Source organism: Azotobacter armeniacus (genome assembly GCF_054779355.1).
Genome location: NZ_BAAGYK010000040.1, coordinates 1 through 18165, shown reverse-complemented (window position 1 = coordinate 18165; position 18165 = coordinate 1). Strand labels below are relative to the sequence as shown.

At 66.1% G+C, this 18165-nt stretch carries 14 protein-coding genes and 1 pseudogene; 10 read left to right on the top strand and 5 right to left on the bottom strand.

Features of this window, described 5'->3' with window-relative positions:
• The first annotated feature begins 231 nt into the window (after positions 1-231).
• Both ACYVD0_RS09375 and cls read left to right on the top strand, forming a co-directional pair.
• Positions 232-1776, top strand: coding sequence for a phosphoenolpyruvate carboxykinase (ATP) (locus ACYVD0_RS09375; RefSeq protein WP_460426575.1), 1545 nt, complete (start codon positions 232-234; stop codon positions 1774-1776).
• A gap of 104 nt (positions 1777-1880) precedes the next feature.
• A complete protein-coding gene (gene cls, locus ACYVD0_RS09370; RefSeq protein ID WP_460426574.1) occupies positions 1881-3329 on the top strand; it encodes a cardiolipin synthase in 1449 nt (482 codons plus the stop codon).
• Positions 3330-3384: 55 nt separating this feature from the next.
• Here cls and ACYVD0_RS09365 read toward each other — a convergent pair whose 3' ends face one another.
• Together ACYVD0_RS09365 and yrfG are read right to left on the bottom strand one after the other, a co-directional pair.
• Entirely contained in the window at positions 3385-3882 is a 498-nt protein-coding gene (locus ACYVD0_RS09365; protein WP_460426573.1) for a hypothetical protein, read from the bottom strand.
• A gap of 233 nt (positions 3883-4115) precedes the next feature.
• Positions 4116-4781, bottom strand: coding sequence for an HAD family hydrolase (yrfG, locus tag ACYVD0_RS09360; RefSeq protein ID WP_460426572.1), 666 nt, complete (start codon positions 4779-4781; stop codon positions 4116-4118).
• Positions 4782-4940: 159 nt separating this feature from the next.
• Between yrfG and nudE the strand changes: the two genes are divergently transcribed.
• Both nudE and cysQ read left to right on the top strand, forming a co-directional pair.
• Positions 4941-5507 carry an ADP compounds hydrolase NudE gene (gene nudE, locus ACYVD0_RS09355; protein WP_460426571.1) on the top strand — a complete coding sequence of 189 codons (567 nt, stop codon included), beginning with the start codon at positions 4941-4943 and terminating at the stop codon, positions 5505-5507.
• Positions 5504-6325: a 3'(2'),5'-bisphosphate nucleotidase CysQ family protein gene (gene cysQ, locus ACYVD0_RS09350; protein WP_460426570.1), complete on the top strand. Its 822-nt coding sequence runs from the start codon at positions 5504-5506 to the stop codon at positions 6323-6325. Before nudE ends, cysQ begins: the two co-directional genes overlap by 4 nt.
• 55 nt (positions 6326-6380) lie before the next feature.
• Here cysQ and ACYVD0_RS09345 read toward each other — a convergent pair whose 3' ends face one another.
• The 3 genes from ACYVD0_RS09345 to ACYVD0_RS09335 all read right to left on the bottom strand — a co-directional run bounded on the left by ACYVD0_RS09345 (position 6381) and on the right by ACYVD0_RS09335 (position 10860).
• On the bottom strand, positions 6381-8285 hold the full coding sequence (locus tag ACYVD0_RS09345) for a beta-ketoacyl synthase (protein ID WP_460426569.1): 1905 nt from the start codon (positions 8283-8285) through the stop codon (positions 6381-6383).
• Positions 8286-8598: 313 nt separating this feature from the next.
• Positions 8599-9789: a methionine adenosyltransferase gene (gene metK, locus ACYVD0_RS09340; protein ID WP_460426568.1), complete on the bottom strand. Its 1191-nt coding sequence runs from the start codon at positions 9787-9789 to the stop codon at positions 8599-8601.
• Between the two features lie 69 nt (positions 9790-9858).
• Entirely contained in the window at positions 9859-10860 is a 1002-nt protein-coding gene (locus ACYVD0_RS09335) for an ArsR/SmtB family transcription factor (RefSeq protein ID WP_460426567.1), read from the bottom strand.
• Between the two features lie 265 nt (positions 10861-11125).
• Between ACYVD0_RS09335 and tkt the strand changes: the two genes are divergently transcribed.
• From tkt to ACYVD0_RS09305, 6 genes and pseudogenes are all read left to right on the top strand, one after another.
• The gene (gene tkt / locus ACYVD0_RS09330) at positions 11126-13123 is read left to right on the top strand and encodes a transketolase family protein (RefSeq protein WP_460426566.1); all 1998 of its coding nucleotides are present in this window, start codon (positions 11126-11128) and stop codon (positions 13121-13123) included.
• A gap of 112 nt (positions 13124-13235) precedes the next feature.
• Positions 13236-14282: an erythrose-4-phosphate dehydrogenase gene (gene epd, locus ACYVD0_RS09325; protein WP_460426565.1), complete on the top strand. Its 1047-nt coding sequence runs from the start codon at positions 13236-13238 to the stop codon at positions 14280-14282.
• A 32-nt stretch (positions 14283-14314) separates the two neighbouring features.
• Entirely contained in the window at positions 14315-15475 is a 1161-nt protein-coding gene (locus ACYVD0_RS09320) for a phosphoglycerate kinase (protein WP_460426564.1), read from the top strand.
• Between the two features lie 168 nt (positions 15476-15643).
• A complete protein-coding gene (gene fba, locus ACYVD0_RS09315; RefSeq protein ID WP_460426563.1) occupies positions 15644-16708 on the top strand; it encodes a class II fructose-bisphosphate aldolase in 1065 nt (354 codons plus the stop codon).
• Positions 16709-17076: 368 nt separating this feature from the next.
• Positions 17077-17784, top strand: coding sequence for a protein kinase family protein (locus ACYVD0_RS09310; RefSeq protein WP_460426562.1), 708 nt, complete (start codon positions 17077-17079; stop codon positions 17782-17784).
• A 157-nt stretch (positions 17785-17941) separates the two neighbouring features.
• A pseudogene (locus tag ACYVD0_RS09305) lies at positions 17942-18165 on the top strand (metal-dependent hydrolase); the annotation flags it as partial.

Sequence of the window (18165 nt, the reverse complement as noted above, 5' to 3'; positions counted from 1 at the left end):
CCCTGAGCGAGGCGGTTTTCCCGGGAAAGGGCTTGCCCCGGCGCAGCCATGGCCCCAACTTCTCTCCAAAAGCATGGCACGATGGAACCTTTGCCAGACTAGCGGCTCCTACTGTGTTGTCAGCTTTTCTGGTACGATCACCGCACTTTTTTTATCTTTTTCTTGTAGCCCGAGCGGATGTCGCGCTACAAAAACGTATGGAGGAATCGGCCTCCGGCCGATCGGACGCACATGACGCAAGCTACTCAAGCCGTGTTTACCGACATCAGCGCTGCACAACTGATTGAAGAGGCCATCCGCCGAGGAGAGGGCGAGCTGGCCGCCAACGGTTCGCTGGTGGTGCGGACCGGCCATCGCACCGGGCGATCCCCGAGCGACCGCTTTATCGTCGAGGAGCCGGGCACTCAGCACAAGATTGCCTGGGGCAGCATCAACCGTCCATTCCCCAATGATAAGTTCGATGCCCTCTGGCTACGCGTCGAAGCCTACCTCGCCAACCGTGAGCGCTTTGTTTCGCACGTCCATGTAGGTGCTGACCTCGGGCACTACCTGGCAGTCAAGATGACTACCGAGACCGCCTGGCACAACCTGTTCGGCCGCTGCCTGTTCATCAATCCGGAAAAGTTCAACCCCTCCAGCAAGAGCGAATGGCAGATCCTCAACGCGCCTTACTTCGAGTGCGTGCCAGAGCGTGACGGCACCGCCTCCGACGGCTGCGTGATCATCAACTTCGCGGCCAAGAAGGTCCTGCTGGCTGGCATGCAGTACGCCGGCGAGATGAAGAAGGCCATGTTCTCCGTGCAGAACTTCCTGCTGCCGGAGGTCGACGTGCTGCCGATGCACTGCGCCGCCAACATGGGCGAAGAGGGCGACGTGACCCTGTTCTTCGGCCTGTCCGGCACCGGCAAGACCACCCTCTCCGCCGACCCGAGCCGCTACCTGATCGGTGACGACGAGCACGGCTGGGGCGTAGGCTCCGTGTTCAACATCGAGGGCGGCTGCTATGCCAAGTGCATCGACCTGTCCGAGAAGAACGAGCCGGTGATCTGGAAGGCCATCCAGTTCGGCGCCGTGCTGGAAAACGTGGTGCTCGACGAACGTTCGCGCCTGCCCGACTACGCCGACAGCAGCCTGACCCAGAACAGCCGCGCCGCCTATCCGCGCGAGCTGATCGAGAAGCGCGTGCCGGACAACCGCGCCGGCGAGCCCAACGCGGTGATCTTCCTCACCTGCGACCTCACCGGCGTGCTGCCCCCGGTGTCCATCCTCGACAACGAACAGGCGGCCTACCACTTCCTGTCCGGCTACACCGCGCTGGTCGGTTCCACCGAGATGGGCTCCGGCGGCGGCATCAAGTCGACTTTCTCCACCTGCTTCGGTGCGCCCTTCTTCCCGCGTCCGGCCGGCGAATACGCCGAGCTGCTGATCAAGCGCATCCAGGGCTACGACTCCAAGGTGTACCTGGTCAACACTGGCTGGACCGGCGGCGGCTACGGCGTCGGCAAGCGCTTCAACATCCCGACCACCCGCGGCGTGATCACGGCAATCCAGACCGGCGCCCTGATCGGTGTCGAGACCGAGCGTCTGCCGATCCTCAACCTGGACGTGCCGAAGGAGGTGCCAGGGGTCGACACCCGGCTGCTTAACCCGCGCAATACCTGGGCCGACAAGGCCGCCTACGACGAGGCGGCGCATGCCCTGGCCCGGCAGTTCATCGACAACTTCAAGAAGTTCGATGTCTCTGACGCCATCCGCAACGCCGGTCCGCTGCTGTAAGCCGCTGCGCCTCATGAAAAAGCCGCCTTCGGGCGGCTTTTTCATGGCCGCCTCGACCATTGCTGCCTGTTATGCTCAGGAGCGGCATCTCGAAGGAGTGAGGCATGGAACAGGGCGGTTTGCAGCTCTTGGGCTATCTGCTGGCGCTGATCCAGGCGCTGGGGGTGGCTGCGGCCATCCATGCGGTGTTCACCGTGCGCACCGCTCAGGGTGCCATCGCCTGGGCCATCTCCTTGCTGTTCATGCCCTATCTCACCCTGCTGCCCTACCTGGTGTTCGGCCGCAGCCGCTTCGATGCCTATATTCAGGCGCGGCGCCAGGCCGACCTGCAGATGCACCAGGCGCTGGCCGAGCTGGACTGGCGCCCTTGGGTCGAGGAGGCCCAGGCGGCCCACGGCAGCGAGGCCTCGCAGAACCTCCAGGTGCTGGCGCGCCTCGGTCGCCAGCCGCCCCCTCTGGGAAACAACCGGGTGCGGCTGCTGATCGACGGCCAGGCCGCCTTCGCGGCGATCTTCGAGGCCATCGCCCAGGCGCGCAAGGTGATACTGGTGCAGTTCTTCATCGTCCGCGACGACCGCCTCGGCCGGCGCCTGCAGAGCCTGCTGCTGGAGCGGGCGGCCAACGGCGTGCAAGTGTTCTTCCTCTACGACCGTATCGGCTGCCACGCCCTGCCGCGCCACTATGTGCAGCGCCTGCGCGAGGGCGGGGTGGCGATGCATGCCTTCTCGGTCTCCGCGCACAGCGGCCTGCTCAACCGCTTCCAGCTGAATTTCCGCAATCACCGCAAGCTGGTGGTGGTCGACGGCCTGCACGGCTTTCTCGGCGGGCTGAATGTCGGCGATGAGTACCTCGGGCGCAATCCGCACCTCTCGCCCTGGCGCGATACCCATGTGGAGCTGAGCGGTCCCGTGCTGGCCTGCCTGCAGGAGTCCTTCGCCGAGGACTGGTTCTGGGTCACCCGGCAGCTGCCGCCGCTGCTGCTGCCAGAGCGCTACCCCGCCGGCGAGGTGCTCTGCCAACTGGTCAGCAGCGGCCCGGCCGATTCCCAGGAAACCGGCTCGCTGCAATTTGTCGTGGCGATCAATGCGGCACGTCGGCGGATCTGGCTGGCCAGTCCCTATTTCGTTCCCGACGAGTCGGTATTCGCCGCCCTGCGCCTGGCGGTGCTGCGCGGGCTCGAGGTGCGCCTGCTGCTGCCGGCGCGGGCCGATCACCGGGTGGTCTATGCCGCCTCCAGCCTGTATGCCTTCGAGGCGCTCGAGGTGGGCATCCGGGTGTTCCGCTACCAGCCGGGCTTCATGCACCAGAAGGTGCTGCTGATCGACGCCGATACCGCGGCGGTGGGCAGCGCCAACCTGGACAACCGTTCATTCCGACTGAATTTCGAGCTGACCCTGTTCACCGTCGATCCCGCTTTCGCCGGGGAGGTGGAGCGTATGCTGCGAGAGGATTTCAGCCACTCCCGCGAGCTGGACCAGGAGGAGAGTCGCCGGACGCACCGCCTGAAGCGCCTGGGCATGCGTGTGGCGCGGCTGATTTCGCCGATACTCTGAGCACGAAAAAGCCCACCATGGGGCGGGCTTTTTCTGGGTCGAGGTCAGCGCTGGTTCAGTCGTCGTGACGATGGCGCTTGTAGTGCTTGTGCTTGTGCTTGTGGTGGCCGCGGTGCTTGCCGTTGTCGTGGTAGTGGTGGTGGTGCTCGACATAACGGCGGTTGCCGCTGCTGCTGCGGCGGCCGCGGTCGTCGTCATCGTCTCCGTAGGCATTGCCCAGGGCGCCGCCGCCGGCACCGCCGAGTGCGGCACCGATCATGCCACCGGTACGACCGCCAACCTGATTGCCGATGGCGTTGCCGCCGGCCGCACCGAGCCCGCCGCCGATGGCCGCTTCGGTCCGGCTGCGGCGGTCGGCGCCGATCCCGGCGCCGGCTGCACCGCCGATCCCCGAGCCGATCACCGCACCGGTGGAGCCGCCCAAGGCGCCACCGACTGCTGAACCCAGTGTGCCGCCCAGTGCGCCGCCGACAGCTGCCTCGGTGTTGCCGCCAGCGAATGCCGAGCCGCTGGCCAAGCCGAAGGAGAGCAGGAGTATGGATGCGTACTTCATGACGAGGGTACCTCAGTGGAGATGACGAGGCGATCCTCGCCGCCATGAGGGCTTCTTGCAAGCATTTTTTACTGGCCTGCAGATCTTTTTATTGCTTTGTAACTCATTGTTTGTTAAGGGGAACTTTGCTGAAGCGAAACGGTCGACCTAGTTCTGAGCATTGCCTTTGCGGTCCCTTCTGCTAGCCCCTGATCGCTGTGCCCCTCATGCTGGCTCGGTACTTTCCTGGGCGCTCAGCAAAGCCCCTCGCACAATGCCGGATAATTCTCCACGGCGCTGAATTCCTCGGTGTCTTTCGGTCCCTGTCGGCTGTCTGGCTGGCGCACTGCCAGCAGGTGGGAGATGCCGTAGCGCCGGGCGCTGCGCAGGACCGGCAGGCTGTCGTCGATGAACAGGCTGCGCGCCGGCGCGAAGCCGAAGTCCCGCTGCAGGGCGAACCAGAACTGCTGGTCCTCCTTGGGAAAGCCGTAGTCGTGGGAGCTGATCAGGCGGTCGAAGTACGCCGTCAGCTCGACCCGCTCCAGCTTCAGCGACAGCGAATCGCGGTGTGCGTTGGTGATCAGCGCGACGCGCTTGCCGGCTGCACGCAGGGACGCGAGGAAGCGGTCGGCGTCCGGACGCAGGGCAATCAGGTGGGCGACCTCGCGCTTGAGCTCGACAATCGACAGCTTCAGCTCGGCGCTCCAGAAGTCCAGACAGTACCAGGTCAGCCGGCCGGCATGTTCGCGGAACAGTGGCAGCAGTTCCTGCTCGGCCATGGCGCGGCTGATGCCGTGGTGTTCGGCATAGCGCCGTGGCAGGTGCTCCAGCCAGAAATGATTGTCGAAGTGCAGATCTAGCAGGGTACCATCCATGTCGAGCAGGACGGTATCGATTTCGCTCCAGGGTAGCGGGGGCATGGCGGCTCTTGTCGGGTGGAGGCTTCGGGAAGCGTTGCATGCGGAGGGCCTGCGCGCCATCGGCCAAGGGCGAGCCGTGCCGCAAGCCGGAGTATGATAACCAGCGACAGGGCTCCAGAAGAACGTCAATCGAGCCACCCATCCAGTCGAGGAATGACTATGCGCCAGAAACCCACCGTACTCGCTCGAGCGATCGTCGCCACCAGCCGCCTGTTTCGCGTCGAGGAATTGCAGCTGCGCTTCACCAATGGTGTCGAGCGCACGTACGAGCGTCTGGTGGGTACCGGCAGCGGCTACGGCGCGGTGATGATCGTCGCGCTGATCGACGAGCAGCACGCCCTGCTGGTGGAGGAGTACTGCGCCGGCACCGACGATTATCAGCTGTCCCTGCCCAAGGGGCTGATCGAGCCGGGCGAGGACGTGCTGGTGGCAGCCAACCGCGAGCTGAAGGAGGAGGCTGGCTACGGCGCCCACCACCTGGAGTACCTCACCGAGCTGTCCCTGTCGCCTGGCTACATGACCCAGAGGATCCAGGTGGTGCTGGCCCGTGATCTCTATCCGAAGCGTCTGCCGGGCGACGAGCCGGAGCCGATGCGGGTCGAGCGGGTCAACCTGCGCGAGCTGTCCGGCCTGGTCCGGCACGAGCAATTCAGCGAGGGACGGGCCCTGGCCGCGCTCTATCTGGCACGCGATCTGCTGATCCAGCGGGGAGTCCTGGACCTGTGAGCCCTGTCCCGTTCGCCCCGCTGATCGATCTGGTGCGTCAAGCCGGCGCCGCCATCTTGCCGTACTGGCATATGGATATCGAGGTGCGCGAGAAGGACGACGCCTCGCCGGTGACCGCCGCCGACCTGGCCGCACATCGCGTCCTCAGCGCCGGATTGCAGGCGCTCGAGCCGGCGATTCCGGTGCTTTCCGAAGAAGACTGCGCGATACCCGTTGCCGAGCGTGCCGGCTGGCGCCGCTGGTGGCTGGTCGACCCGCTGGACGGCACCAAGGAGTTCATCGCTGGAAGCCCGGAGTTCACCGTTAACGTGGCGCTGATCGAGGAGGGTCGGGTGCTGTTGGGGGTGGTCGGGGTGCCGGCGACCGGCTGCTGCTATTTCGGCGGTGCCGGACTCGGTGCCTGGCGCAGCGAGGGGCCGGGCTTGCAGCAGCCGATCGGCGTGCGCTGCGCGCCGGGCGAGGCCTTCACCGTGGTCGCCAGCCGGCGGCACAGCAGCCCGGCCCAAGAGCGCCTGCTGCAGGGCCTCGGCGCACGCTTCGGCAACCTGCAGCTGGCCAGTGTCGGCAGTTCGCTGAAGTTCTGCCTGCTCGCCGAAGGCCGGGCCGACTGCTATCCGCGCCTGGCGCCCACCTCGCAGTGGGACACCGCCGCCGCCCAGGGCGTGCTCGAAGGCGCTGGCGGCGAGGTGCTGGATCTGCAGGGGCGGGCGCTGAGCTACGCGGCGCGGGCCGACTACCTCAACCCATCGTTCCTGGCCCTGCCGCTGGCGGCCGGCTGGCGCGACGGGCTGCTCGCTCTGGCGCGGACGCTGGAGTGAGCGGAGCCACCGGTGGGGGACGGGGCGGTCGCCCTCGCCGGCGTGGAGCTTTCTCTCAGTCGAGCATGTCGCTGAAGCGCTCGTCCTTCGGGTAGACGATCGGCTGCTCGAAGCCCGGTACGCGAATCTGCTTGTCGTCGATCTGCAGGTCATGCTCGTCGATCATGTCCATGCCGAAGTGGTAGATGATGTCGAACTGGCCCTTGAGCGCCTGGCGCTCGTAGGCCTGGGCGGCCTCGCGGGTGGCCTGGCGACGGCTGAGGTAGTCGGCGAAGGCGGCCTCGCCGTGGCGCTTGCACAGCATCCGTTCGACGACATGGGGCGCGAGCACGTAGCCGGTGGCGTTGTTGCCGCCGAAGCCCTTGGAGTTGATGAAGCAGACATCCAGGGCCTGTGCGCCGACGGCCAGATCCTGGGTGAAGATGCGCAGATTATTGCAGTGCACGTCATCGGCGACCGCATCGATGGTCTTGATGCCGGGGATCATCCCGTAATGGAAGGAGCCGAGGGCGGAGATCAACTGGTCACCGCTGGCCGGACCGAGGGAGTGGCCGACGAAGGCCTTCACCGCCGCGATCGGCCAGGATTCGATGCCGAAGGTGGCGGCGACGCGGTCGAGCAGTTCGGATTCGGTGACCCGGTTGGCCGGGGTGCTGGAGCCGTGGGCATGGACGAAGCTGCGCTGGCGCACGCCGTCCAGGCCGACCAGCTGGGCGGCGCTGGCCACCGCCCTGGCCAGGGTCAGGTAGTTGCCGGGACCCGGGGCGGAAATCGAGCGCTTGAAGCCGTCGGCGTTGACAAACACGTCGGGTACCGCGCCGTGGATGTCGGCACCCAGTTCGAGAGCCAGTTCGTCGTCCATCAGCACGATGAACTGGCCGGATTCGGCGAGGGTGAACCCGCAGTTGGTGCCGAACGGGCGGCTGGCACGGCGGAAGTCGACCTCGTCGCGGCCCTCGATGTGACGCAAGCCCTCCTCGGTGGCCAGCGCGCCCATGGCGTTGTAGCCGTCGATGCATTCGAGAGTCAGCGGCGCCTCGCTGCTGCCGACGATGACCACCCGCGAGCGCCCGCTGGCGATGCAGTCGATGCCCTTCTGCAAGTTGTAGAGGAAGGTGGCGCAGGCGCCGGTGACGCTGCCGGTGGTGCCGACGCTGCCCAGCACGTAGGCGTTGATGAAGTCGGCGGGCATGCTGTTGAGGCCCAGCGGCAGCTGCTTGGCGCTGGCCCGTCCGCCCTTCAGGCGGGCCTGCATGAAGCCGGCATAACCGTTCTCGTCGATCTGGCTCATGATGCAGCCGGCGAACACCGCGATCTGGTCGGGGGCGACGTGCCTGAGGATGGTCTGCCAGTCGATGCCGAGGGAGCGCAGGGCATCGGTGACGCCGACCACGGTCAGCTGCAGGCCGCGGGGGTGGAAGCGCGACTGGTAGAGCTCGGCCGGGTCGAAGCCGGTCGGTAGCTGGCCGGCCGACTTGACCGCCAGTTCCCGGAAGCTGTCGACCTTGATCTCGCAGCTGCCCTGGATGGTCACCTGCACCTGGTTGCTTCCCAGCAGCTCGACGCTCCAGCTGGCCGGCAGCGGTTCGGGCAGCTGCTTGTGGCTAGTGGTGAAGCGGATCGGCTGGTCGCTGGCGTCCAGCGTCAAGCTCTTGTGGCAGTGGGTGGCGTCCACGTCCAGGTATTGCTTCTCGATGCGCCGGATCAGGGTGGCGGCGAGAATCTGCTCGCCGTGGCGGCGCTCGATCTCGGCCGGGGTAAGGGGGGTGCCATCGCTGCCGCGGTACTCGCCGTCGACCACGCTCACCAGCTTCATCATCACGGCCAATCCGGCGAGGGTTTCCTGGCGGGTCTGGGGGTCAAGGGACTCGATGACGGTGCGGCGGAAACCGTGGTGGAAGGAGCTGCGCCCGGCTGAGTTGTAACCACCAAAACCAACGATGACAGGTAAGCGAGACATAGCTCGGAAAACTCCTCACGCAAGAGAACTGCAGGGGCCGGGGGTTGGGGCCGGTCACTGCCAGATTGCCGATTCGCTGCGCGGTCCGAGGCCCGGCCCTGGCGGATCGGTCACGCTGAAGCGGAATTTGGGATGTCCATGTTGACGTGATCGCCAATGGTCGAGTCACGATTACCTCAGGTCGCTCGTCGCTCGGCTTTCGCGGCGGCCAGGGGCGGGGGCATCGATGGGGTCGATCTTAGCCGATTGTGGCCTTGACTGCAGAGGGGGAAGGCGACGACCGCCAGTCGGCTGGACGGCGGTCGTCGGGACGTCACAGGCCGGCGGCGGCGCGCAGGGCATCGGCCTTGTCGGTGCGCTCCCAGGTAAAGGTGGTGAAGGTGTCGTCGCCGACGGTCATCTCGAACGGCGTGCGGCCGAAGTGGCCGTAGGCGGCGGTCGGCCGGTACATCGGGTGCAGCAGATCGAGCATCTTGGTGATCGCATACGGACGCAGGTCGAAGTGCTCGCGGACCAACTGGATGATCTTGCTGTCGGCGATCCTGCCGGTGCCGAAGGTGTTCAGCGAGATGGAGGTCGGCTGGGCCACGCCGATGGCATAGGACACCTGGATCTCGCAGCGCTCGGCGAGGCCGGCGGCGACGATGTTCTTGGCCACGTAGCGGCCGGCGTAGGCGGCCGAGCGGTCGACCTTGGACGGGTCCTTGCCGGAGAAGGCGCCGCCGCCGTGGCGGGCCATGCCGCCATAGGAGTCGACGATGATCTTGCGCCCGGTCAGGCCGCAGTCGCCCACCGGGCCGCCGATGACGAACTTGCCGGTCGGGTTGATGTGGAACTGGGTGTCCTTGTGCAGCAGCTCGGCCGGCAGGGTGTGCTTGATGATCAACTCCATCACCGCTTCCTGCAGGTCGGCCTGGCTGATCTCCGGATTGTGCTGGGTGGACAGCACCACGGCGTCGATGCCGGCCACCTTGCCGTTCTCGTAGCGGCAGGTGACCTGACTCTTTGCGTCCGGACGCAGCCAGGGCAAGAGGCCAGACTTGCGTGCCTCGGCCTGGCGCTCGACCAGGCGGTGGGAGAAGCAGATCGGCGCCGGCATCAGCACGTCGGTCTCGTTGCTGGCGTAGCCGAACATCAGGCCCTGGTCGCCGGCACCCTGGTCTTCCGGCTTGGCGCGGTCGACGCCCTGGTTGATGTCCACCGACTGCTTGCCGATGATGTTGACGATGCCGCAGGTGCCGCCGTCGAAGCCAACGTCGGAGCTGTCGTAGCCGATGTCGACGATCACGTCGCGCACCAGCTGCTCGAGGTCGACCCAGGCGGAGGTGGTGATTTCGCCGGCGACGATGGCCACGCCGGTCTTCACCAGGGTCTCGCAGGCCACGCGGGCATGCTTGTCCTCGGCGATGATGGCATCGAGCACGGCATCGGAGATCTGGTCGGCGATCTTGTCCGGATGGCCTTCGGACACGGACTCGGAGGTGAAAAGGGAATATTCGCTCATCTATCGGTTCCTGTTGTTTACCGGTGGCTGAGTTGGCCTCGCGGCCGTGTCATGCAGGGTTCAAGGGGTTCAATGTCGGTCGCCCACGCCTGTCGGCGCCTTGGCGAAGTGCCGCACCTGGATCTGGAATCCATTGCGCAGGCCGATGTACAGGCTTTCGCCGGGTTCCAGGCCGGCCTCCGCGGCCCAGCGCGCCAGCTCGTCCTGGTCGAAGCCGAGCCAGAGGTCGCCGCAGGCTTCGCGGGCCCAGGCCTGGTCGTGGCGGCACAGTTCGGTCAGCAGCAGGCTGCCGCCCGCCCTGACCAGCCCGGCCAGCCGCTTCAGTGCCTCGGCCGGCGCGGCGAAGTGGTGCAGCACCATGTTCAGCACCACGCAGTCGGCGCGCTCCTGGGCGTCCTGCAGCGCATCGGCGAGTTTCAGCTCGACGTTCTCCAGGCGTTCCCGGGCGCAGCGCTGGCGAGCCAGCTCGAGCATCGCCGGACTATTGTCCATGGCCGTCACCCTGGCGAAGCGCCGAGCCAGCTCCGGTAGCAAGGCGCCGTCGCCGGGGCCGACCTCCAGCGCGCTGGCGGTGTCGGCGAAGCCCAGGGCGTCGAGCAGGGCCAGCAGGCTGTCGCGGTACTGCGGCAGGCCGGCGATCAGGTCCTGCTGGGCCTGGAACTTGTCCGCCATGCGGCTGAAGAAGTCGCGGCTGACCGCGGCGCGCTGGGCATGCACCTCGGCGATGCGCGCCCCGATGGCGGCCTCCAGCTCCAGCGCGTCGACCTCCGCCAGCAGCGCCGCACGCAGCACGCAGCCGAAGCCGGCGGCGGCCGGCAGGGCGCGGCGGTAGAAGATCGCGTTGCCCTCGCGGCGCGTCGCCACCAGCCCGGCCTGGGCCAGCACCTTGAGGTGGTGACTGATGCCTGACTGGCCGATAGCGAAGATCTGCGCCAGCTCCAGCACACCGAAGGAGTCGCTGGCCAACACGCGCAGCACCTTGAGGCGCAGCGCATCGCCGCCGGCCTTGCAGAGGGCAGCCAACTCGTCGCAGTCGTCGTCGCGGCGGAGGGTAGGGACGCGCAGGTTCATGGGGCGGGCAGTCTAGTCGGTCGATTTTCGCTCAGCAAGGCTGTATCAAAAAGTTTTGATATTGGCTCCGCCATGGATTGTCCGCGGTGGGGCGGGAATGTCCGCTGCGCTTCGTCAGGAACACTGGCAGGCGAGGGTGCAGGTTCGCCGCACGCTGCTAATCTGCCGGGTTGCAGTCAGTTCGACCATCCGCGATTGCCGCTGCCCATGCGGCTGGGCGAAAATGGCCGACTTTTTCGATTCAGTACTCCCAGGAGATTCAGCGATGCCCAGCCGTCGTGAGCGAGCCAATGCCATTCGTGCCCTCAGCATGGATGCCGTGCAGAAAGCCAACAGCGGCCACCCCGGCGCCCCGATGGGCATGGCGGATATCGCCGAAGTGCTGTGGCGCGACTATCTCAGCCATAACCCGGGCAATCCGCAGTGGGCCGATCGCGACCGCTTCGTGCTGTCCAACGGCCACGGCTCGATGCTGATCTATTCGCTGCTGCACCTGACCGGCTACGACCTGAGCATCGACGACCTGATGGGCTTTCGTCAGCTCGGCAGCCGCACCCCGGGCCACCCGGAATACGGCTACACCGCTGGTGTCGAGACCACCACCGGCCCGCTCGGCCAGGGCCTCGCCAACGCCGTCGGCATGGCCGTGGCGGAGAAGGTGCTGGCCGCGCAGTTCAATCGTCCCGGGCACCGCATCGTCGACCACCACACCTACGTGTTCCTCGGCGATGGCTGCCTCATGGAAGGCATCTCCCACGAGGTCTGCTCGCTGGCCGGCACCCTGGGGCTGAACAAGCTGATCGCCTTCTACGACGACAACGGCATCTCCATCGATGGCGAGGTGGACGGCTGGTTCACCGACGACACCCCGGCGCGCTTCGAGGCCTACGGCTGGCTGGTGATCCGCAACGTCGACGGCCATGATGCCGACGAGATCAAGACCGCCATCGAGACTGCGCGCAAGAGCGAGCGGCCGACCCTGATCTGCTGCAAGACCGTGATCGGCTTCGGCTCGCCGAACAAGCAGGGCAAGGAAGAGTGCCACGGCGCCGCGCTTGGCGTCGAGGAAGTCGCCCTGACCCGTGCCACACTGGGCTGGAAGTACGCCCCGTTCGAGATTCCCGCCGAGCTCTACGCCCAGTGGGATGCCAGGGTCGCCGGCGCCGCCCGCGAGGCCGAGTGGAACCGCCGCTTCGCTGCTTACCAGGCCGAGTTTCCGCAGCTGGCCGCGGAGTTCCAGCGGCGGATCCGCGGCGAGCTGCCAGAAGACTTCGCCGCGAAGGCGGCCGAGCACATCGCCGAGGTCGCCGCCAAGGGCGAAACCGTCGCCAGCCGCAAGGCCAGCCAGAACGCGCTGAACGCCTTCGGGCCCTTGCTGCCGGAACTCCTCGGCGGCTCGGCGGACCTCACCGGCTCCAACCTGACCCTGTGGAAGGGCTGCAAGGCCCTGAAAGCGGACGACACTTCCGGCAACTACCTGTACTACGGCGTGCGCGAGTTCGGCATGAGCGCGATCATGAACGGCATCGCCCTGCACGGCGGCTTCATTCCCTACGGCGCCACCTTCCTGGTGTTCATGGAATACGCCTGCAACGCCGTGCGCATGGCCGCGCTGATGAAGCAGCGCGTGCTGTTCGTCTACACCCACGACTCCATCGGCCTCGGCGAGGACGGCCCGACCCACCAGCCGATCGAGCAGTTGGCCAGCCTGCGTAGCACGCCGAACCTCGACGCCTGGCGTCCGTGCGACGCGGTGGAGTCCGCGGTGGCCTGGAAATGCGCCGTCGAGCGCCAGGATGGCCCGAGCGCCCTGGTGTTCAGCCGCCAGAGCCTGCCGCACCTGGCGCGCGATGCCTGGCAAGTGGCCGATATCGCCCGCGGCGGCTACGTGCTCAGGGACTGCGCCGGCGAGCCGGAGCTGATCCTCATCGCCACCGGCTCGGAAGTCATCCTGGCCGTGCAGGCCTTCGACAGGCTGACCGAGCAGGGCCGCCGCGTGCGCGTCGTCTCCATGCCCTCGACCAGCGTGTTCGACCGCCAGGACGCCGTCTGGAAGCAGGCCGTGCTGCCGCTTGAGGTTGGCGCGCGGATCGCCATCGAGGCCGCCCACACCGATTTCTGGTACAAGTACGTGGGCCTGGAAGGACGCATCATCGGCATGACCACCTTTGGTGAATCCGCCCCGGCCGGCGTGCTCTTCGAGCACTTCGGCTTCACCCTCGACAACGTGCTGGCCATCGCCGAGGAACTGCTCGAAGATTGATGCCGACGAACGGTGGATGACCGCGGTCATCCACCTTATGCAGCCCGATCTTCCGTAGGGAGAAAAATCCGCGCAGCGGTTTTTCACCTGCTCATCCCGGCAAAGAGCGCTCATGTCCATCCGTCCCTACAAAATCGCCCTCAACGGCTACGGCCGCATCGGCCGCTGCGTTCTGCGTGCCCACTATGAGCGGGGTGCGGCGGCGGAGTTCCGCATTGTCGCCCTCAACGACCTGGCCGACCAGGCGAGCATCGAATACCTGACCCGCTTCGATTCCACCCACGGCCGCTTCCCCGGCGAGGTGCGGGTGGAGGGCGACCGGCTGTGCCTGAATGGCGATGCGCTGCAGGTGCTGCGCGCTTCGACTCCCGAAGCCGTCGACTGGCGCGCCCTCGGCATCGACCTGGTGCTGGAGTGCTCCGGCGTCTATCACAGCCGCGCCGACGGCGAGCGCTTCCTGCGCGCCGGCGCGCCGCGGGTGCTGTTCTCTCAGCCGATGGCCAGCGAGCGCGACGTCGACGCCACCATCGTCTACGGGGTCAACCAGCAGCGCCTGCAGGGCGGCGAGAAACTGGTCTCCAATGCCTCTTGCACCACCAACTGCAGCGTGCCGCTGCTAAAGCTGCTGAACGAGGCGGTGGGGCTGGAGTACATCTCCATTACCACCATTCATTCGGCGATGAATGACCAGCCGGTCATCGATGCCTATCATCACGAGGATCTGCGCCGCACGCGCTCGGCCTTCCAGTCGGTGATCCCGGTGTCGACTGGCCTGGCCCGCGGCATCGAGCGCCTGCTTCCGGAACTTTCCGGGCGCATTCAGGCCAAAGCCGTGCGCGTGCCGACGCTCAACGTCTCCTGTCTCGACATCACCTTGCAGACCGCCCGCGACACCTCGGCTGAGGAGGTCAACCGCGTGCTGCGCCAGGCTGCCGAGCAGGGCCCGCTCAAGGGCCTGCTGGACTACACCGAGCTGCCCCACGCCAGTTGCGATTTCAACCATGATCCCCATTCGGCCATCGTCGATGGTAGCCAGACCCGTGTTTCCGGCCCCCGGCTGGTCAACCTGCTGGCCTGGTTCGACAACGAGTGGGGTTTCGCCAACCGCATGCTCGACGTCGCCGGTCACTGGCTGAGCGTCGCCGCAGCAAGACAATAAAATTCTCTGCTCCCTGTGGAAGGACCGACCGCATGACCGTGTTGAAGATGACCGACCTCGACCTCAAGGGTAAGCGCGTACTCATCCGCGAAGACCTCAACGTGCCGGTGAAGGACGGTGTGGTGAAGAGCGATGCCCGTATCCTCGCTTCGCTGCCGACCATCAAGCTGGCGCTGGAAAAGGGCGCGGCGGTAATGCTCTGCTCGCACCTGGGTCGTCCGACCGAAGGCGAATACTCCGAGGAGAACAGCCTCAAGCCGGTTGCCGACTACCTCGCCAAGGCCCTCGGCCGCGAGGTGCCGCTGCTCAAGGACTACCTGGACGGCGTGAGCGTGCAGCCGGGCGAGCTGGTGCTGTTCGAGAACGTGCGCTTCAACAAGGGCGAGAAGAAGAACAGCGATGAGCTGGCGCAGAAGTATGCCGCCCTCTGCGACGTGTTCGTCATGGATGCCTTCGGCACCGCCCACCGCGCCGAAGGTTCGACCCACGGCGTCGCCAAGTTCGCCAAGGTCGCCTGCGCCGGTCCCCTGCTGGCTACCGAACTGGAGGCGCTGGGCAAGGCGCTGGACAACCCGCAGCGTCCGATGGCCGCCATCGTCGCCGGCTCCAAGGTGTCCACCAAGCTCGACGTGCTCAACTCCCTGAGCCAGCTCTGCGACCAGCTGATCGTCGGCGGCGGCATCGCCAATACCTTCCTCGCCGCGGCCGGCCACAAGGTCGGCAAGTCGCTCTATGAGGCCGATCTGGTTGACACCGCCAAGGCCATCGCCGCCAAGGTCAGCGTGCCGTTGCCGGTGGACGTGGTGGTCGCCAAGGCCTTTGCCGAAGACGCCGCCGCCACCGTCAAGGCGATTGGTGAGGTGGCCGACGACGACATGATCCTCGACATCGGCCCGCAGACCGCCGCGCAGTTCGCCGAGCTGCTCAAGTCCTGCAAGACCATTCTGTGGAACGGCCCGGTCGGGGTATTCGAATTCGACCAGTTCGGCAACGGCACCCGGGTCCTGGCCCAGGCCATCGCCGACGGCGATGCCTTTTCCATCGCCGGCGGTGGCGACACCCTGGCGGCCATCGACAAGTACGGCGTGGCCGAGAAAATCTCCTACATTTCCACCGGGGGCGGTGCTTTCCTCGAGTTCGTCGAGGGCAAGGTGCTGCCGGCCGTGGCGGTGCTGGAAGAACGCGCGAAGTGACGTTCACCCCTCTCCCGCTGGTGGGAGAGGGGGCGGGGGGAGAGGGCTGTCCGCGGCCCCCCCCTCCCTGGCCTCTCCCCGTGGGGGAGAGGGAAGACAACTTGAACCCGGCCCGCCCCTGCGTCAGGCTGGGTACCGATCGAACGACCCTGACTGGGAGTACACAAGATGGCACTTATCAGCATGCGTCAGCTGCTGGACCACGCCGCCGAATTCGGCTATGGCGTGCCGGCCTTCAACGTCAACAACCTCGAGCAGATGCGCGCCATCATGGAAGCGGCCGACAAGACCGACTCGCCGGTGATAGTCCAGGCTTCCGCCGGCGCGCGCAAATACGCCGGTGCACCCTTCCTGCGCCACCTGATCCTCGCCGCCATCGAGGAATTCCCGCACATCCCGGTGTGCATGCATCAGGACCACGGCACCAGTCCGGACGTCTGCCAGCGCTCGATCCAGCTGGGCTTCAGCTCGGTGATGATGGACGGCTCGCTGAAGGAAGACGGCAAGACCCCGGCTGACTATGACTACAACGTGCGCGTGACCAGGCAGACCGTGGCTTTTGCCCATGCCTGCGGCGTGTCGGTGGAGGGCGAGCTGGGTTGCCTGGGCAGCCTGGAAACCGGCCAGGCCGGCGAGGAGGATGGCGTCGGCGCCGAGGGCACCCTCGATCACAGCCAGATGCTCACCGATCCGGAGGAGGCCGCGCGCTTCGTCCAGGAGACCCAGGTCGATGCCTTGGCCATCGCCATCGGCACCAGCCACGGCGCCTACAAGTTCACCAAGCCACCGACTGGCGACATCCTCGCCATCGAGCGCATCAAGGAAATCCACAAGCGCATCCCCGACACCCACCTGGTGATGCACGGCTCGAGCTCGGTGCCGCAGGACTGGCTGAAGGTGATCAACGAATACGGCGGCGACATCAAGGAAACCTACGGCGTGCCGGTCGAGGAAATCGTCGAGGGCATCAAGTACGGCGTGCGCAAGGTCAACATCGACACTGACCTGCGCCTGGCCTCCACCGGCGCGATCCGCCGCTTCATGGGCCAGAACCCCAGCGAGTTCGACCCACGCAAGTACCTGGCCAAGACCGTCGAGGCCATGCGCGACATCTGCATCGCCCGCTACGAAGCCTTTGGCACCGCCGGCCACGCCTCGAAGATCAAGCCGATTTCCCTGGAAGGCATGTACCAGCGCTACGCCAAGGGCGAGCTGGCCGCCAAGGTCAACTAAGCGCCGGGACACGATCTGCTGCGTGTCGGCCATGGCCTTCCCGGCTCCGGCACGCAGGATCGTGAGCCGTCTCCGGGATGTTCTGCCTCCTGTCAACAGGCCTGCTTCGCCCAGCGTGAAGCGGGCCTGTTGCGTTCTGCTCCCCACCTGGATTGCCGATGCAGCACGCCATGCGGGCCGCAGCCTTCCAACCGGCAGGCCCGTTTCTTTATTTTTCCGAAGGGCTCGGCTAGCGTTAACAGAGCCTGCCATGCGGGTGTTGGGGGCAGGCCAAAGAGCGGCTCATGCAGGACAGGCTGACGAAGTTCGCAATCTTCTCGGCCCTTGGAGCTGCGCCTTCTTCATTTCGAAGCACCGGCGAGGCCACCATGGGAAACCTGCAACAGCATGACCATATCGCTCGATTGCGACGCAAACTGCAGCAAACGAGCGTCGCCCAAACCCTTCACCTGCTGCTGGTGAGAGCCCTCAACCAACTGATCCTGTTCAAGATCCTGCGCGGCGTCCGGCTGCTCAAGGTCGATCCGGCGTTTCTCGTCTGCCCGGCCAGCTACACGCCGGGCTTTCTTGATGAGCAGCAGCTGCGCCACTTCGCCCGCGACCCAGAGAATGCGCTCGACGACAGTTTTCTCAACGAAGCCATGGTCAAGGGCGATCGCTGCTACGCGATTCTCGATGGCGACAATCTGGCTGCCTACGGCTGGTACTCGCGCCTGCCGACCCGTATCGACCCACCGGACATGCTGCTCGATTTCGATCCGGCTTATGTCTACATGTACAAGGGCCTGACCAAGCCCGGCTATCGCGGCCAGCGGCTGCATGCCATCGGCATGAACCGGGCTTTGCAGTGCTATCTGGAGGAGGGCGCGCGCGGGATCGTTTCCTATGTCGAGTCGACCAACTTCGACTCGCTCAAATCCTGCTTTCGCCTCGGCTACCAGGCATTCGGCTCGATCTGCCTGCTGCGCCTCTTCGGCCACAACCTGCCTCTGTGCAGCCCGGGCTGCCGTCGCTACCGATTCGCCCTGCGCGAGGCAGCGGTGAGAAGCGATGGTTGGGGTGCACGCAAGGCGTGAGGGCGCCGCCCAGGCCAGTATTGCCTGCAGCGGCTCGTGCCAGCGACAGCGAGTGCCGAGGGGGCGGATTGAGCAAGCGTCAGGCCTGAGCGGAATGCGCCTGAAACCACTACGGGCCGGGTAGAATGGGTCCCCATCCTCCGCCTGCCTGCCGCCCATGCCTCCACGCGAATACCTCACCGCCTATCCCGCGCAGTTGCAGGACCAGGTGCGCCGCCTGATTGCCGACGACCGCCTGGGCGAGTATCCGGAAAAGCGCTATCCGCAGCGCCATGCGGTGCAGAGCGACAAGGCGCTGTATGCCTACACCATGGACCTCAAGCAGCAGTACCTGCGCAACGCGCCGGGCATCGACAAGGTGCTCTACGACAGCAAGCTGGA

Bases quoted from the DNA above. Each gene is read 5' to 3' on its own strand.
- metK (WP_460426568.1), bottom strand. From the start codon at position 9,789: ATGAGCGAATATTCCCTTTTCACCTCCGAGTCCGTGTCCGAAGGCCAT.
- ACYVD0_RS09345 (WP_460426569.1), bottom strand. From the start codon at position 8,285: ATGTCTCGCTTACCTGTCATCGTTGGTTTTGGTGGTTACAACTCAGCC.
- nudE (WP_460426571.1), top strand. From the start codon at position 4,941: ATGCGCCAGAAACCCACCGTACTCGCTCGAGCGATCGTCGCCACCAGC.
- tkt (WP_460426566.1), top strand. From the start codon at position 11,126: ATGCCCAGCCGTCGTGAGCGAGCCAATGCCATTCGTGCCCTCAGCATG.
- ACYVD0_RS09365 (WP_460426573.1), bottom strand. From the start codon at position 3,882: ATGAAGTACGCATCCATACTCCTGCTCTCCTTCGGCTTGGCCAGCGGC.
- ACYVD0_RS09310 (WP_460426562.1), top strand. From the start codon at position 17,077: ATGGGAAACCTGCAACAGCATGACCATATCGCTCGATTGCGACGCAAA.
- ACYVD0_RS09335 (WP_460426567.1), bottom strand. From the start codon at position 10,860: ATGAACCTGCGCGTCCCTACCCTCCGCCGCGACGACGACTGCGACGAG.
- epd (WP_460426565.1), top strand. From the start codon at position 13,236: ATGTCCATCCGTCCCTACAAAATCGCCCTCAACGGCTACGGCCGCATC.
- yrfG (WP_460426572.1), bottom strand. From the start codon at position 4,781: ATGCCCCCGCTACCCTGGAGCGAAATCGATACCGTCCTGCTCGACATG.
- cls (WP_460426574.1), top strand. From the start codon at position 1,881: ATGGAACAGGGCGGTTTGCAGCTCTTGGGCTATCTGCTGGCGCTGATC.
- fba (WP_460426563.1), top strand. From the start codon at position 15,644: ATGGCACTTATCAGCATGCGTCAGCTGCTGGACCACGCCGCCGAATTC.
- ACYVD0_RS09320 (WP_460426564.1), top strand. From the start codon at position 14,315: ATGACCGTGTTGAAGATGACCGACCTCGACCTCAAGGGTAAGCGCGTA.
- ACYVD0_RS09375 (WP_460426575.1), top strand. From the start codon at position 232: ATGACGCAAGCTACTCAAGCCGTGTTTACCGACATCAGCGCTGCACAA.